Annotated in this window: 9 protein-coding genes; 1 reads left to right on the top strand and 8 read right to left on the bottom strand. The window is 55.4% G+C overall.

Going from position 1 to position 15,447, the window contains the following annotated elements:
* Window position 1 precedes the first annotated feature (1 nt).
* From cydB to mngA, 4 genes are all read right to left on the bottom strand, one after another.
* Window positions 2–1,141: a cytochrome d ubiquinol oxidase subunit II gene (gene cydB / locus AC4OVU_RS06980; RefSeq protein WP_023303309.1), complete on the bottom strand. Its 1,140-nt coding sequence runs from the start codon at window positions 1,139–1,141 to the stop codon at window positions 2–4.
* Between the two features lie 15 nt (window positions 1,142–1,156).
* Window positions 1,157–2,725: a cytochrome ubiquinol oxidase subunit I gene (gene cydA, locus AC4OVU_RS06975; RefSeq protein WP_003858601.1), complete on the bottom strand. Its 1,569-nt coding sequence runs from the start codon at window positions 2,723–2,725 to the stop codon at window positions 1,157–1,159.
* 679 nt (window positions 2,726–3,404) lie between these two features.
* A complete protein-coding gene (mngB, locus tag AC4OVU_RS06970) occupies window positions 3,405–6,041 on the bottom strand; it encodes a mannosylglycerate hydrolase (RefSeq protein ID WP_017694135.1) in 2,637 nt (878 codons plus the stop codon).
* A 23-nt stretch (window positions 6,042–6,064) separates the two neighbouring features.
* Window positions 6,065–7,981, bottom strand: a complete 1,917-nt coding sequence (gene mngA / locus AC4OVU_RS06965) for a PTS 2-O-a-mannosyl-D-glycerate transporter subunit IIABC (protein ID WP_110292964.1) — start codon at window positions 7,979–7,981, stop codon at window positions 6,065–6,067.
* A gap of 170 nt (window positions 7,982–8,151) precedes the next feature.
* Between mngA and AC4OVU_RS06960 the strand changes: the two genes are divergently transcribed.
* Entirely contained in the window at window positions 8,152–8,868 is a 717-nt protein-coding gene (locus tag AC4OVU_RS06960; RefSeq protein WP_017384967.1) for a GntR family transcriptional regulator, read from the top strand.
* 86 nt (window positions 8,869–8,954) lie between these two features.
* On the opposite strand, the gene sucD is transcribed toward AC4OVU_RS06960, so the two are convergent.
* The 4 genes from sucD to sucA form a co-directional block, all read right to left on the bottom strand.
* On the bottom strand, window positions 8,955–9,824 hold the full coding sequence (sucD, locus tag AC4OVU_RS06955) for a succinate--CoA ligase subunit alpha (RefSeq protein ID WP_003858609.1): 870 nt from the start codon (window positions 9,822–9,824) through the stop codon (window positions 8,955–8,957).
* Complete coding sequence (gene sucC / locus AC4OVU_RS06950) at window positions 9,824–10,990, bottom strand: ADP-forming succinate--CoA ligase subunit beta (RefSeq protein WP_017384968.1); 1,167 nt, start codon at window positions 10,988–10,990, stop codon at window positions 9,824–9,826. The genes sucD and sucC overlap by 1 nt, the downstream gene beginning before the upstream one ends.
* Before the next feature lie 85 nt (window positions 10,991–11,075).
* On the bottom strand, window positions 11,076–12,302 hold the full coding sequence (gene odhB / locus AC4OVU_RS06945; RefSeq protein ID WP_003858613.1) for a 2-oxoglutarate dehydrogenase complex dihydrolipoyllysine-residue succinyltransferase: 1,227 nt from the start codon (window positions 12,300–12,302) through the stop codon (window positions 11,076–11,078).
* Between the two features lie 14 nt (window positions 12,303–12,316).
* Entirely contained in the window at window positions 12,317–15,124 is a 2,808-nt protein-coding gene (gene sucA, locus AC4OVU_RS06940) for a 2-oxoglutarate dehydrogenase E1 component (RefSeq protein ID WP_006809581.1), read from the bottom strand.
* Window positions 15,125–15,447 lie beyond the last annotated feature (323 nt).

Below are 15,447 nucleotides of genomic sequence, written 5' to 3'. Positions count from 1 at the left end.
CTTAGTACATAGAGTGGGTGTTGCTTTCGATATGTTCTTTAGTGATACGACCGAACATTTTCCAGTAACACCAGATGGTGTAAGCCAGAACAATCGGAACGAACACGCAAGCCACATAGGTCATTAAGTTCAGCGTCATATGGCTGGACGTTGCATCCCACATGGTCAGGCTGGCATTCATCATGGTGCTGGATGGCATCACGAACGGGAACATCGCAATACCGGCCGTCAGGATGATGCACGCCAGCGTCAGGGAAGAGAATACGAACGCCAGAGCGCCTTTCTCCAGACGAGACGTCAGCACGGTCAGCAGTGGCAGCAGCACACCCAGAGCCGGGATAGCCCACAGCACAGGGGTATTGTTGAAGTTCACCAGCCATGCACCGGCCTGACGCGCCACTTCTTTGGTCAGCGGGTTAGACGGTGCAGCATGGTTGATAGCGGACGTCACCACGTATCCATCAATACCATACACCACCCACACGCCTGCCAGAGCGAAGCAGACCAGCGTCACCAGCGCTGCCACCTGAGCGGTAGCGCGGGAACGCAGATGCAGTTCACCTACGGTACGCATCTGGAGATAGGTTGCCCCCTGGGTGATGATCATCGCCACGCTCACCACGCCTGCCAGCAGACCAAACGGATTCAGCAGCTGGAAGAAGTTACCGGTGTAGAACAGACGCATATATTCGTCGACGTGGAACGGTACGCCCTGCAACAGGTTACCAAACGCCACACCAATGACCAGCGGTGGAACGAAGCTACCGATGAAGATGCCCCAGTCCCACATGTTACGCCAGCGGGTGTCTTCAATCTTGGAACGGTAGTCGAAACCCACCGGACGGAAGAATAAAGAAGCCAGCACCAGAATCATCGCCACATAGAAGCCGGAGAACGCAGCCGCGTAGACCATCGGCCAGGCAGCGAACAGCGCGCCGCCTGCGGTGATCAGCCACACCTGGTTACCGTCCCAGTGCGGGGCGATGGAGTTGATCATGATTCGACGCTCGGTGTCATTACGACCGAGGAAACGGGTGAGCATGCCCACGCCCATGTCGAAACCATCGGTGACCGCGAAACCAATCAGCAGAACACCGATCAGCAGCCACCAGATAAAACGCAATACTTCATAATCGATCATTTGATGACTCCTGTCTTAGCGTGCCGGCTGAGTAGTCGCAACAGACTGCTCGTAGTGGTAGCGACCGGTTTTCAGGCTGCTTGGGCCAAGGCGCGCGAACTTGAACATCAGGAACAGTTCAGCCACCAGGAACAGGGTGTACAGACCGCAAATGAGCAGCATGGAGAAGATCAGGTCGCCTGCGGTCAGGGAGGAGTTCGCTACCGCTGTTGGCAGCACCTCACCGATCGCCCAAGGCTGACGGCCATATTCCGCAACAAACCAGCCGGACTCGATAGCAATCCATGGCAGTGGGATACCGTACAGCGCGGTGCGCAGCAGCCATTTTTTCTCACCGATACGGTTACGAATGACTGACCAGAACGAGGCCGCGATGATCAGCAGCATGATAATGCCGCAACCCACCATGATGCGGAACGCGAAGTACAGCGGCGCAACGCGTGGAATAGAGTCTTTGGTTGCCATCTGAATCTGCGCTTCCGTCGCGTCGGAGACGTTCGGGGTATAGCGTTTCAGCAGCAGACCGTAACCGAGGTCTTTCTTCACGTCGTTAAATTGATCGCGAACGGCCTGGTCGGTAGAGCCGGCGCGCAGCTGTTCCAGCAGCGAGTAGGCTTTCATCCCGTTACGGATACGCTCTTCATGCTGCACCATCAGATCTTTCAGGCCAGTCACCTGTTTGTCGACGGAGCGCGTGGCGATAATACCCAGAGCGTAAGGAATTTGAATGGCGAAGCGGTTTTCCTGCGCTTCCTGGTCAGGCACACCGAACAGGGTAAACGCTGCCGGTGCCGGCTGGGTTTCCCATTCAGCTTCAATTGCGGCGAGTTTGGTTTTCTGCACGTCGCCCATTTCATAACCGGATTCATCACCCAGAACAATAACGGACAGAATCGCGGCCATACCGAAGCTTGCTGCGATAGCAAAAGAACGCTTGGCGAACGCGAAGTCACGGCCGCGCAGCATATAGTAGGAGCTGATGCCCAGCACGAACATCGCGCCGCACACATAGCCAGACGCCACGGTGTGAACGAATTTAACCTGAGCAACCGGGTTCAGGACCAGCTCAGCGAAGCTGACCATCTCCATACGCATGGTTTCGAAGTTGAAATCAGATGCGATTGGGTTTTGCATCCAGCCGTTCGCCACCAGGATCCACAGTGCGGACAAGTTGGAGCCTAATGCCACCAGCCAGGTTACCGCCATATGCTGGACTTTACCCAGACGGTCCCAACCGAAGAAGAACAGACCTACAAAGGTGGATTCGAGGAAGAAGGCCATCAGACCTTCAATGGCCAGCGGCGCACCGAAAATATCCCCTACATAGTGGGAATAGTAAGACCAGTTTGTCCCGAACTGGAACTCCATGGTCAGACCGGTTGCCACGCCCAGCGCAAAGTTGATACCAAACAACTTGCCCCAGAACTTGGTCATATCTTTATAAATCTGTTTGCCGGAGAGGACGTAAACCGTTTCCATGATGGCCAGCAGGAACGCCATACCGAGCGTCAGCGGCACAAACAGGAAGTGGTACATCGCGGTCAAGGCAAACTGTAAGCGCGACAGTTCGACTACGTCTAACATTATGACTCCTTGCTCATCGCATGAAGACTCCGAGAGTGAACCCCGTTAGATAAGGATCCACACGCATGCCCCAATACAAAGTTATCTGCTTCCCTTCTTCGTTGCTTATTCTCTTCAGGAGGAAAAAGCAATGATGAAAGGTTACAAATACGTTAAGAAAAAACCAAATTGATCCCGTAAATATAATACGCTGCAAAACCCTTACAATAAACAGGTTTTTATTCGAACAGATTTACGTTTTTCGACGGCGATCAATTTATAGCAAAATTACCACTTTTCGGCCATTTTGATCGGGAACAATTTAACGCCTTTCGGAGCCTTTTTCCAAGTATTAAACATTGATTTAAATCAAAAACAGTCAGAGCTGTTAATGATGTTTCTTTGTGGTGCGGATAGTAAAAACCTTGTTAACAATATGTATATTTAAAGGCGTTATTGGTTATAAAAGCCAGAAGATAATATAAACAGTTGTGATTTTTATTAACGCGCAAGAAAAAACGCATTTTGCCGGAAGATAAACATATAATGTTATCTGCTTCACAGTATTTTTCTTTCGCTTTGCTACCCGCCGAAGCGATTACATTTCATTCACCTTTAATAATCTTAAAATTAACACCCTTTCGTGACTATTTGATGAAATAAAGGCCGCATTCCTGCGGCCTTTATTTTGTTCGGAGGATTACCTTTCAATTTTTATGCTAAAGGTGCGTGACTGGCATGGCCGGAACGACCCCGTAATGGCTGAACCCTCCTCCCCTTGCGCCTTGCGCACCTCATTCATGTCCGTTTCGCAACAGGCCTGGACCTCACGGTTCACAGACAAAGCCACGTCACCGGAGCGGGTCTCCGCAGGGTTGTACAGACGAAGAATCATCTCGTCACGATCCTCCGCTTTTTTCAGCGCACTGAGTACGCATCCGTTAGGCGCCAGCGTTAACAGGCTATAGCTACAAGGGGTGGTGAAAGAGGCGCGGTTAAGCTTCATCGCATCCCACGGGATTTTGTTATAGCAGTGCACTGGCGTTAACCACGACTTCGCCTGCTGCGCAACGCCAGCACTGACGGGCGTACCATTAAAACTGAACAGGCTAAAGCGACAGGTTAACTGGCCCCGCATCTGCGAATCAGGCACCGGCATTTTGATCCCGGACGGTCTGCCGGGGCGCAGCAGTAAATCTTCCTTCCCAAGCACCCCCACGCCGCGAAGCAACGTCAGGGCAAACGTTTTTTGACGCTCGCCAGTCACTTCAAATTCGCGCAACCCTTCGGTAAACAGCGCCATCCCGTTACGCCGTTCCTGGAGCACAGCGTAGTTAAGCAGATTCCACACCGGCAGCGGCGCTTCCTTCCAGCCCTCCTCCTGCCAGTTCGCCATCGCTTCATCCTGTACAGGACGCGTCAGCGAACCGAACTGGGTATCGGCTAACACCGTGTCTGTGGTAAATGGCGTCGGGATCAGCACCCGCACACGGTGGTCATCCGCGTGATTTCCGAGACGCGCCTCAACGTCGATACGTCGGCTGTTATGGCTGAGCGTGACCGTGAGTTCTGCCTCAAGCGTTCCCGTCTGCTGACGCGCAGAACGTTCGGCGAGATCCGCCGGCACCGCCATGCGATGGCGGATCACCGCCCTGCTCTGCCAGGCCTCGTGGATCACCTCAACCTCATGCTCGCCCTGAGCGGAAGTGAGTCTCCACTCTTCCCGTGAAGGCGAGTAGTCGTACTCATCGCCATCATCCGAGCTCTCTTCTATTTCCAGCGCGCGGTCATAGATAAGCCCGGACGCTTTATCGAGCAGACGCAGGGTGCCGTCGTCGTTTAACGTTATTTCCCAGAAAGCATTTTCCAGCAACGCCTCCGACGATTTTTCTGCCGCCAGCAGCTTGCCGGCCACGTGCGGCTCGATATAGAGCGTGCGGTAACCCATTGATGGCAGGATCTGATTGAGCTGGATATCAAACTCCATAAAGGGATCGTAGTTGCCGTAATGCACAATCTGCCGGTCAATCAAGCCGGGGTCGATTTCACGCGCGCTGCGCAGGCAGTAAGGGATTTCATTCCCCCTATCGTCCAGCAGGCGGAACTGGCTGGCGCGCAGACGTATCGTGGTGTTAATCACTTCCTCACGCGGCCAGGGCGTGAGGTTAAACATCACCAGTTTGTCTTCCTCGCTCTGCGGCATGTTGTCGACAATCTTGCGCATATAGAAGCACGTCAGGTTATCGGCCATGTCTTCCGCCAGCTCGAAGCGGGACATCACCTCACGATGCACTTTGTCACTACAGCAGCAGCCGATACTGTCATGGGCGTGATTCTTGAGGATCTCTTTCCACATTTTTTCCAGCAAGCCGTGGTGATACTCGAAGCCCAGCGTCCAGGCAAGCGTGGCCAGCGGCTCAAGGACGTTGACGATTTTATTCTCTATCCGGGCATGGGCGATTTTGATATCCATCCGCGTGGAGCCTATCGTCCGGTGCACGCGCATATATTTACCGTCAATAAACTCTCCTTTCAGCGTCGCCAGTTCATCGCGGTGCGCGTCAATGTGGTCAAACACCTCCTCGAAGCGGCTCATCACAAACTGACGCTGCGGATAGATTTCGCGCAGCTTATCCATCACCGCAAAGATGTTCTGCTGGAGCGGCATCTGATCATGGCCGTTAGGCAGTAAGATTTCTTTCGTCACGGAGGCTTTTTCAAGCACCTCGAAGTACGTGTCGAGCCGTTTGCGCAGCCCGGCCTCATCCTCCGGTAAGTACTTACCAATCGCGTAGCCCAGCGGTAGCACCTGTGCCGTCACTTCGCTGCCGTCCTGGCTTTGCCAGAGAAATTCGGTTTTATCGGTACCGTGCCGCTCGGAACACCCGCGCCAGAACATGGTACGCGTGATGCCAAAACCGTTGTAAATGTGCGGCAGTTGGGAGGACATGCCGAAGGAGTCCGGCAGATAGCCAATTTTCATCGGCTCGCCAAAGGCCAGACAGTCGCGAATGCCGTACATCAGATTTCGGACAATCGACTCGCCAGAAACAAGGGTGGTGTCCGTCTGGGTATACCACGGCCCGATAATCAGCTTCCCGGCCGCCACCAGCGCCTTCACGCGTGGCCTGTTTTCCGGTTTCACGGCAAAATAATCTTCCAGCACCGCCGTCTGGCCGTCGAGTACGTAGTATTTATACTCTGCGTCCTGCTCAAGACGAGTGAGGATCTCTTCCATATTATTGACCAGAAGAATACGTGATGCTTCGGTGGTGAAGTACCACTCCCGGTCCCAGTGCATATGTGGCGTGATATGAACGCGAGATACAGCTTTCATCTTCGTTTCCTGTCAGTGCGTGTTTAGGAGGGTATGTCTTCAGTCACGTAGGTGCCGCTCTTCACGGCCTGGCGTCGCCAGAGCAGTAAAATGAGCGTAGAGATTGCGGCGCCAATCAGCGCGGCGCCAAACCAGCCGACAGCGGCCATCACGCCGCCCAGCCCGGCATCATGCAGTAAGAAGAGCGAGAAAATGCCCGCGCCGGGGGTGGATAGCCCAATCCCCATCGCCCCGACAATCGCTCCGGTCACCATTGACCCCAGAACAAATGAGCCAATGACCCGCAACGGATCCTCGATAGCCATCGGAATTGCCCCTTCGGTGATGCCCGCCAGCCCCAGCAGCCAGGTGGACTTCCCGGTTTCAATTTCGAACTGTTTGAACAGGTTCGGAGCCAGCATCGTTGATGCCGTCACGGTAAAGGCCGATACCATTTTGACGGAGGCAAAAATCGCATAAGGCCCGTATACGCCATTGGCCATCGCTCCCAGACAGAACGCGTAAGAGGCTTTGTTGACCGGACCGCCCAGATCGAACGAGCACATAAAGCCCAGGATCGCCCCCAGCAGCAGCGCATTCGCGCCGGACAGACCGTTAAGCCAGGCGGTCAGGGCGTTATTGATCCAGGCCACCGGTTCGCCGATCACAAACAGCATCAGGCTGCCTGCGCCCAGCACGCCAATCACCGGATAGAGATAAAAGGTCAGAAAGCCGTTGTAGCGGCTACTCAGCCGGATGTGGTTTTTCACCCAGCGCATCAGGTAGCCCGCAATCAGCCCGCCGACGATGGCCCCGAGAAAACCAGAGCCGATCATATTGGCGGCAAGACCCGCCGCAAAGCCCGGCGTTAGCGCAGGTTTATCCGCCAGCGAGTAAGCGGTATAGGCCGCCAGAACAGGCACCATCAGAATACCGAGCATCCCGCCGCCCAGTTTGCGGTACATCCACAGCCACGAGTTTTCCTGATCGAACAGATGCTGCAAGCCCAGGATTTGCGCAAGCAGTACCGACACCGCCAGCACCGTACCGCCGGCGACAATCAGCGGTACCGCAAAGGAGATACCGCTGAGCAGCGCCTGCTTGAGTTCGGTTTTAACGCACTTTTTCGCGTCCGTGTCGACGTGCGCAGGACGCGCATCGGATACAGGCTGTAGCGCCAGCGCACGCTCAATGAGCGCTTCCGCATGGCGTAAGGGTTCCGCGACGGGCACGGAAATGGCGGGCATCCCCTGAAAACGCTCACGCTCTTTGATCGCCACTTCCGCCGCGAAGATACACGCTTTTGCCTCCTGCAACTGCTGCGCGGTGATGCGCCCCTCAATACCATTTGCCCCCTGCTTTTCGACCACCACATTGACGCCGAGCTTACGTCCCGCTTTTTCGAGATACTCCGCTGCCATGTAGGTATGGGCGATCCCGGCCGGACAGGCGGTAACGCAGACGATCGTCGGGGCATTCTCCGCAACGGCGGTTTCTTGTGTGTCAGGCGCTGTTTCCAGCGCCGCAAGCACCGCTTCCGCGCTGGTCGCCGTCATCACGCGCGCCCTGAGCTCGTCATCCGCCAGGCGAGACGTCAGTTCCGTCAGGACCTGAATATGCGTTGATCCCGCTTGTGCGGGAGGAATGGCGAGCAGAAAAATCAGCTCGACCTCCTCCGGTCCGTCCACACCTTCCCAGGCCAGCGGCTCACGCAGTGTGGCCACGGCAAAAGCCGCTTCGTTTACCGCCACTGATTTACCATGAGGTACGGCCAGCCCCTCGCCCAGCGCCGTCGGGCCAAGCGATTCCCGATGGAAAACGTCTGCCAGAAACGTATCGGCGTTGGCTATTTTGCCCAACGCCACCAGCCGCGTCGCAAGCTGACGGATTGCCTCATCACGGCTGGTAAACTGCGCCTGCACGCAGACAGCACGGGGGTCGGTCAGAGTCGTCAGGTTCATAAGATCCTCACCTATCCAAAGTTATTGTCTGGGCAGGATTGTGGCAGACCGGATAATACATTTATGTTATCATTTTCACTAACACCGATATTTGTATCTTATTTGTATTATTTACAAATTTACCACTGAAGGCATAATTCCCTGAAAACGTATTAAAAAGGCGCGACACAATGGGCAATAAACCGATGTACCGGCAGATCGCCGATGCGTTCCGCGAGAAAATTAATGCCGGTGAGTTAAAACCTGGCGACGCGCTGCCGACGGAATCCAGCCTTCAGGAGGCGTTTAGCGTCAGCCGGGTCACCGTGCGGCAGGCTTTGAAGCTGCTCGCCGACGAGCAGATCATCGAAAGTATTCAGGGCAGCGGCTCGTATGTAAAAGAGGAGCGGGTGAATTACGATATTTATCAGCTCACCGGTTTTTACGAAAAGTTAGCGGATCGCAACGTCGATACGCACAGCGACGTCAGCGTCTTCGAAGTGGTGAAAGCCGATGAGCGGCTCGCGGCAAAACTTGCGCTCAATCCGGATGATAAGGTCTGGCACGTCAAGCGCGTACGCTTCATCAGGGAAAAGCCGGTGAATCTGGAAGAGACATGGATGCCGCTGGCGATGTTCCCCGACCTCACCTGGGAAGTGATGGAACAGTCGAAATACCATTACATTGAGCAGATCAAAAAGATGGTGATCGATCGCAGCGAGCAGGAGCTGGTGCCAGTCATGCCATCGGATGAGGCGATTGCCGCCCTGGCGCTCGATCCGGCAAAACCGATTCTGGAAAAAGTCTCTCGTGGCTTTCTGAAAGACGGCCGGGTATTTGAATACAGTCGCAACGTGTTTAACACCGACGACTATAAATTCACTCTGGTGGCTAAACGCAGGCAATAAAAAAAGGCCGCTTTACAGCGGCCAACCATGTCGAAACGGACATTTTTTTATACTTCAACGCGCCCCATTCGGGGAGCAGAGAGGACTTACTTAATGATGGATTTCAGTGCTTCACCGATATCCGCCAGGCTGCGAACGGTTTTCACGCCTGCGGCTTCCAGTGCTGCGAATTTCTCATCAGCCGTACCTTTACCGCCTGCGATAATCGCGCCCGCGTGACCCATACGTTTGCCTTTCGGCGCGGTCACACCCGCGATGTAACCCACCACCGGCTTGGTCACATGATCTTTGATGTAAGCAGCCGCTTCTTCTTCCGCGCTACCACCGATCTCACCGATCATCACGATCGCTTCGGTCTGTGGATCTTCCTGGAACAGCTTCAGGATGTCGATGAAGTTAGAGCCCGGGATCGGGTCACCGCCGATGCCCACGCAGGTGGACTGGCCGAAACCGTAGTCGGTGGTCTGCTTAACCGCTTCATAGGTCAGGGTACCGGAACGGGACACGATACCCACTTTGCCTGGGCGATGAATGTGGCCCGGCATGATACCGATTTTGCATTCGCCTGGAGTGATAACGCCTGGGCAGTTCGGGCCGATCATGCGCACGCCTGCTTCGTCCAGCTTCACCTTCACGGTCAGCATATCCAGCGTCGGGATGCCTTCGGTGATGGTGATGATCAGCTTAATGCCTGCGTCGATCGCTTCCAGAATAGAGTCTTTGCAGAACGGCGCCGGTACGTAGATCACGGTCGCGGTTGCGCCCGTCGCTTCTACCGCTTCACGCACGGTGTTGAACACCGGCAGGCCCAGGTGCGTGGTGCCGCCTTTACCTGGCGTTACGCCGCCAACCATCTGCGTACCATAGGCAATCGCCTGTTCGGAGTGGAAAGTCCCCTGGCTACCGGTGAAGCCCTGGCAGATAACCTTGGTATCTTTATTAATTAAAACGGACATTATTTCCCCTCCACTGCGGCAACAACCTGCTGAGCTGCATCCGTCAGACTTTTCGCTGCAATAATATTCAGGCCGCTGTCAGCCAGTTTTTTCGCGCCGAGTTCAGCGTTGTTCCCTTCCAGACGTACAACAACCGGAACGTTAACGCCCACTTCTTCTACCGCGCCGATGATACCGTCGGCGATCAGGTCGCAACGTACGATACCGCCGAAGATGTTCACCAGAACCGCTTTCACGTTGCTGTCAGAGAGGATGATTTTGAACGCTTCGGTTACGCGCTCTTTGGTTGCGCCACCGCCCACGTCGAGGAAGTTCGCTGGCTCACCGCCGTGCAGCTTAACGATGTCCATGGTGCCCATTGCCAGGCCCGCACCGTTAACCATGCAGCCGATGTTGCCATCCAGCGCGACGTAGTTCAGCTCCCACTGTGCAGCCTGTGCTTCACGCGGATCTTCCTGAGACTGATCGCGCATTTCACGCAGATCGGACTGGCGGAACAGCGCGTTGCCGTCAGCGCCCAGCTTGCCGTCGAGGCAGATCAGGTCGCCCTGGGTGGTGATCACCAGCGGGTTGATCTCGATCAGCGCCAAATCGCGCTCCAGGAAAATGGTCGCCAGACCCATGAAGATCTTGGTGAACTGCTGAACCAGCTTGCCTTCCAGACCCAGTTTGAATGCCAGCTCACGACCCTGGTAAGGCATTGGGCCCGCCAGCGGATCGATAGCCACTTTGTGGATCAGGTGCGGGGTTTCTTCCGCCACTTTTTCGATTTCCACGCCGCCTTCGGTAGACGCCATGAACACCACGCGACGGGAGCTACGGTCTACGACTGCGCCGAGGTACAGTTCTTTCGCGATGTCGGTTGCCGCTTCCACCAGGATCTGGTTAACCGGCTGGCCGTTCGCATCTGTCTGGTAGGTTACCAGACGCTTGCCGAGCCAATGTTCAGCAAACGCACGGATCTCTTCTTTGCTCTTAACAACCTTCACACCGCCCGCTTTACCACGGCCACCAGCGTGAACCTGACATTTAACTACCCACGGGCCGGAACCGATTTTAGACGCGGCTTCTTCTGCTTCACGCGGGGTAGTACAGGCATAACCCACCGGAGCCGGTAAGCCATACCGGGCAAACAGCTGTTTGGCCTGATATTCATGTAAGTTCATGTGTTCTATCCATCCTTCAGGTAATCGTTAGGTAGTGCTTTTGTAGGCCCGGCAAGCAACGCGCCGCCGGGCAAGACTGCAAAAACTAGACGTCCAGCAGCAGACGCGTTGGATCTTCCAGCAGCTCTTTAATGGCAACCAGGAAGCCTACGGACTCGCGGCCGTCGATCAGGCGGTGATCGTAAGAGAGCGCCAGGTACATCATCGGCAGGATCTCCACTTTACCGTCTACCGCCATTGGACGATCTTTAATGGCATGCATACCCAGGATCGCGCTCTGCGGCGGGTTGATGATCGGGGTAGACATCAGCGAGCCGAACACACCACCGTTGGTAATGGTGAAGTTACCGCCAGTCAGGTCCTCAACGGTCAGCTTGCCGTCACGGCCTTTCACGGCCAGCTCTTTGATTTTCTTCTCGATGTCAGCCATACCCAGGGTATCCACGTCACGCAGAACCGGGGTAACCAAGCCGCGCGGGGTAGAAACCGCCATGCTGACGTCGAAGTAGTTGTGGTAAACCACGTCATCGCCATCGATAGACGCGTTCACTTCCGGGTAGCGTTTCAGCGCTTCAACTACCGCTTTCACGTAGAAGGACATGAAGCCCAGACGGATACCGTGACGTTTTTCAAACGCGTCACCGTACTGCTTGCGCAGATCCATGATTGGCTTCATGTTGACTTCGTTAAAGGTGGTCAGCATCGCGGTGGAGTTTTTCGCTTCCAGCAGACGCTCGGCCACGCGCTTACGCAGGCGGGTCATCGGCACGCGTTTTTCGCTACGTGCGCCCAGAGCTGGCTGTGCCGCTGGTGCTGCCGCAGGGGCTTTCGCTTCCGCTTTCGCCTCAGAAGGCGCTTTTGCCAGATGCTTGTCGATGTCTTCGCGCGTCAGACGGCCACCCACGCCGGTGCCTTTGATGGCTGCCGGATCGAGGCTGTGCTCAGCCAGCAGGCGACGGATCGCCGGGCTGAGCGCGTCATTGGTCTGATCGGACAGAGACGCCTGCTGGCGCTGGGCCGGAGTAGACGCTTTCTCTTCAGATTTGGCGCTGGACTCTTTGCCCGCGCTATTGCCTTCACGCAGGCGACCCAGGATCTGGCGAGAAGTGACGGTCGTACCTTCATCTTCCAGGACTGCATCCAGAATGCCATCCGCTGAAGCCGGTACTTCCAGTACCACTTTGTCAGTTTCGATTTCTACCAGCACTTCGTCACGGGTTACCGCGTCGCCTGGTTTTTTGTGCCAGGTGGCGACGGTTGCATCTGCTACGGACTCAGGCAGGTCGGGAACAAGAATATCTACGCTACTCATTATGTATCCTTTAATTAATCGACGTTCAGCGCGTCATTGACCAGATCTTGTTGCTGCTTCTGGTGAACGGACATATACCCTACCGCCGGAGAGGCGGAGGCCGGGCGACCTGCATAACGCAGGGCAGACCCAAATGGAATCACTTCACGGAAATGATGCTGGCTGCAATACCATGCGCCCTGGTTGAGCGGCTCTTCCTGGCACCAGACAAAATCATGAACGTGAGCGTACTGTTTCAGCACTTCCTGCATCGCCTGATGCGGGAACGGATAAAGCTGTTCGATACGCACGATGGCGACATCTTTCTGATCGTTCTTACGGCGCTGTTCCAGCAGGTCGTAATAAACCTTACCAGAACACATTACGACACGCTTAACGGCCTGCGGATCCAGCTCGTCAATTTCACCGATGGCCGGCAGGAAGGTGCCGTTTGCCAGCTCTTCCAGGCTGGAGACCGCCAGTGGATGGCGCAGCAGGGATTTTGGTGACATGACTACCAGCGGACGGCGCATACCGCGCAGCGCCTGACGACGCAGCATGTGGTAAACCTGAGCCGGAGTGGACGGCACGCAAACCTGCATATTCTGCTCGGCGCAGAGTTGCAGATAACGCTCCAGACGCGCGGAGGAGTGCTCCGGACCTTGTCCTTCATAGCCGTGCGGCAGCAGCATCACCAGACCGCACATACGGCCCCACTTCTGCTCACCGGAGGAGATGAACTGGTCGATGACGACCTGCGCACCGTTGGCGAAGTCACCGAACTGCGCTTCCCAGATGGTCAGGGTGCGGGGTTCTGCGGTGGCGTAGCCGTATTCGAAGGCCAGAACCGCTTCTTCTGACAGCACGGAGTCCCAGACCTTGAACTGGCCCTGACCGTTATGCACGTGCTGAAGCGGAGTGTACGTTGAACCGTTAGACTGGTTGTGTACAACCGCATGACGGTGGAAGAAGGTGCCACGACCCGCATCTTCACCGGACAGACGAACCGGAATACCTTCGTCAACCAGCGTCGCATAGGCCAGCGTTTCCGCGCCGCCCCAGTCGAACAGCTTCTCACCCGCCGCCATTGCCTGGCGATCGCCATAGATCTTGGCCACGCGGGACTGCATCTCGATCGCTTCCGGCACGGTGCTGATGCGTTTAGCCAGTTCCTGCAAACGCTTCATCTCAACCTTGTTCGGGTAGCTCTCGTCCCACTCGTGGTTGAGGTACGGCGACCAGGTGAAGGAGTGCATGTTCATTGGGCGCAGCTCTTTCACTACGCATTCACCCGCATCCAGCGCGTCGCGATAAAGATTGACCATCTCGGTCGCATCTTCCAGCGTCGCCACTTTTTCGCTTTCCAGCTTGTCAGCGTAGATTTTACGCGGCGTCGGGTGTTTTTTGATTTTCTGGTACATCAGCGGCTGGGTTGCACTTGGCTCATCCGCTTCGTTGTGGCCGTGACGGCGGTAGCAGAAGAGGTCAATGAACACGTCGCGCTTGAAGGTGTTACGGAAGTCCAGCGCCAGACGGGTAACGAAAGCAACGGCTTCAGGGTCATCCGCGTTAACGTGGAAGATGGGTGCCTGAACCATTTTACCGATGTCGGTGCAGTACGGGGTGGAACGCGCATCCAGCGGGTTAGAGGTGGTGAAGCCCACCTGGTTGTTGATTACGATGCGAACGGTACCGCCCACTTCATAACCACGCGCTTTCGACATGTTCAGGGTTTCCTGAACCACGCCCTGCCCTGTGACCGCCGCATCACCGTGAATAGTGATTGGCAGTACTTTATTGCTGCTCGGCTCGTCCAGACGATCCAGACGCGCACGCACGGAACCGATAACCACCGGGCTGACGATTTCCAGGTGCGACGGGTTAAACGCCAGCGCCAGGTGAACCTGACCGCCCTCGGTTTCGATATCCGACGAGAAGCCCATGTGGTACTTCACGTCACCGGTGCCGAGGTGCTCTTTATGTTTACCCGCAAATTCGTCGAACAGATCCTGCGGCTTTTTACCCAGCACGTTAACCAGCACGTTCAGGCGACCACGGTGCGCCATGCCCAGCACCACTTCGCGCGTGCCGCTCTTACCGGCATGACGAATCAGCTCTTTCAGCATCGGGACTAACGCATCGCCGCCTTCCAGTGAGAAGCGTTTTGCGCCAGGGAATTTCGCGCCCAGATAGCGCTCAAGGCCTTCCGCTGCGGTCAGTTCGCTGAGAAAACGTTTTTTCTCATCTGCTGAGAAATTCGCGTGGCCTGCCACGGATTCGATACGCTGCTGGATCCAGCGTTTCTCTTCGGTGGAGGTAATGTGCATATATTCCGCGCCGATGGAGCCGCAGTAGGTTTGCTTGAGCGCGTCAATCAGATCGCCCAGCTTCATCGTGTCTTTGCCGATGGCAAAGGAACCTACGTTAAAGCTTTCCTGGAAATCGGCCTCGGTCAGATCGTGATAAGCCGGATCGAGATCCGCTACACGTTCCTGCTGCCACAGTCCCAGCGGATCGAGATTCGCATGCTGGTGACCACGGAAGCGATAAGCGTTGATAAGTTGCAGGACTTTAACCTGCTTCGCATTGGTGTCAGGGTCGGAAATCGCAGAAGAGTAACGTGAGGCATCCTTCGCCAGACGACGGAAATAATCACGTGTTTTTGAATGGAATTGATCCGGTTTGACCCCTGTACCAGGCAACTGCTGGAACATGGAACGCCAGTTTGCGTCCACTGAGTCAGGATCGGTTAAGAAGTCTTCATAGAGCTGTTCTATCCAGCTCTGGTTTGAACCAGAGAGGTAAGAAGAGTCCAGCCAGGCTTTCATTGCGCCGTTCTGCATCGTGATCCCTTAAGCATTTTTATGCTTACTTTCGCCGTAGAAACTACCACGCACACCACGTGTACGTGCCGGGGTTCACCTGCGAGCTCTTTGTGGCCCGCGAAGGAACCTTTAGAAACTGTCTAAATAATCTTCGTCGTTCCGGCTGCGACTGCGTTGCGGCTTTCACTCACCCCAGTCACATAGTCAACTATGCTCCAGGGGATTCGTTCAACCGCGCCTTGTCTCGCGCTGAACGTCTCGATTATTTACTTATCTGGCAGTTTTTAAAGGTTTCTGCAATTTGCCCGGTGACGCTACGCTTACCGGGCCTACTGTTACGT

It is taken from the genome of Enterobacter sp. 6722112 (assembly GCF_058661685.1).
Note: the sequence above shows the minus strand (reverse complement) of the source record. Positions and strands in the feature narration are given on the sequence as shown.

Excerpts from the sequence above, each read along its gene's own strand:
- cydB (WP_023303309.1), bottom strand. The coding sequence starts at position 1,141 with ATGATCGATTATGAAGTATTGCGTTTTATCTGGTGGCTGCTGATCGGT.
- cydA (WP_003858601.1), bottom strand. The coding sequence starts at position 2,725 with ATGTTAGACGTAGTCGAACTGTCGCGCTTACAGTTTGCCTTGACCGCG.
- mngB (WP_017694135.1), bottom strand. The coding sequence starts at position 6,041 with ATGAAAGCTGTATCTCGCGTTCATATCACGCCACATATGCACTGGGAC.
- mngA (WP_110292964.1), bottom strand. The coding sequence starts at position 7,981 with ATGAACCTGACGACTCTGACCGACCCCCGTGCTGTCTGCGTGCAGGCG.
- AC4OVU_RS06960 (WP_017384967.1), top strand. The coding sequence starts at position 8,152 with ATGGGCAATAAACCGATGTACCGGCAGATCGCCGATGCGTTCCGCGAG.
- sucD (WP_003858609.1), bottom strand. The coding sequence starts at position 9,824 with ATGTCCGTTTTAATTAATAAAGATACCAAGGTTATCTGCCAGGGCTTC.
- sucC (WP_017384968.1), bottom strand. The coding sequence starts at position 10,990 with ATGAACTTACATGAATATCAGGCCAAACAGCTGTTTGCCCGGTATGGC.
- odhB (WP_003858613.1), bottom strand. The coding sequence starts at position 12,302 with ATGAGTAGCGTAGATATTCTTGTTCCCGACCTGCCTGAGTCCGTAGCA.
- sucA (WP_006809581.1), bottom strand. The coding sequence starts at position 15,124 with ATGCAGAACGGCGCAATGAAAGCCTGGCTGGACTCTTCTTACCTCTCT.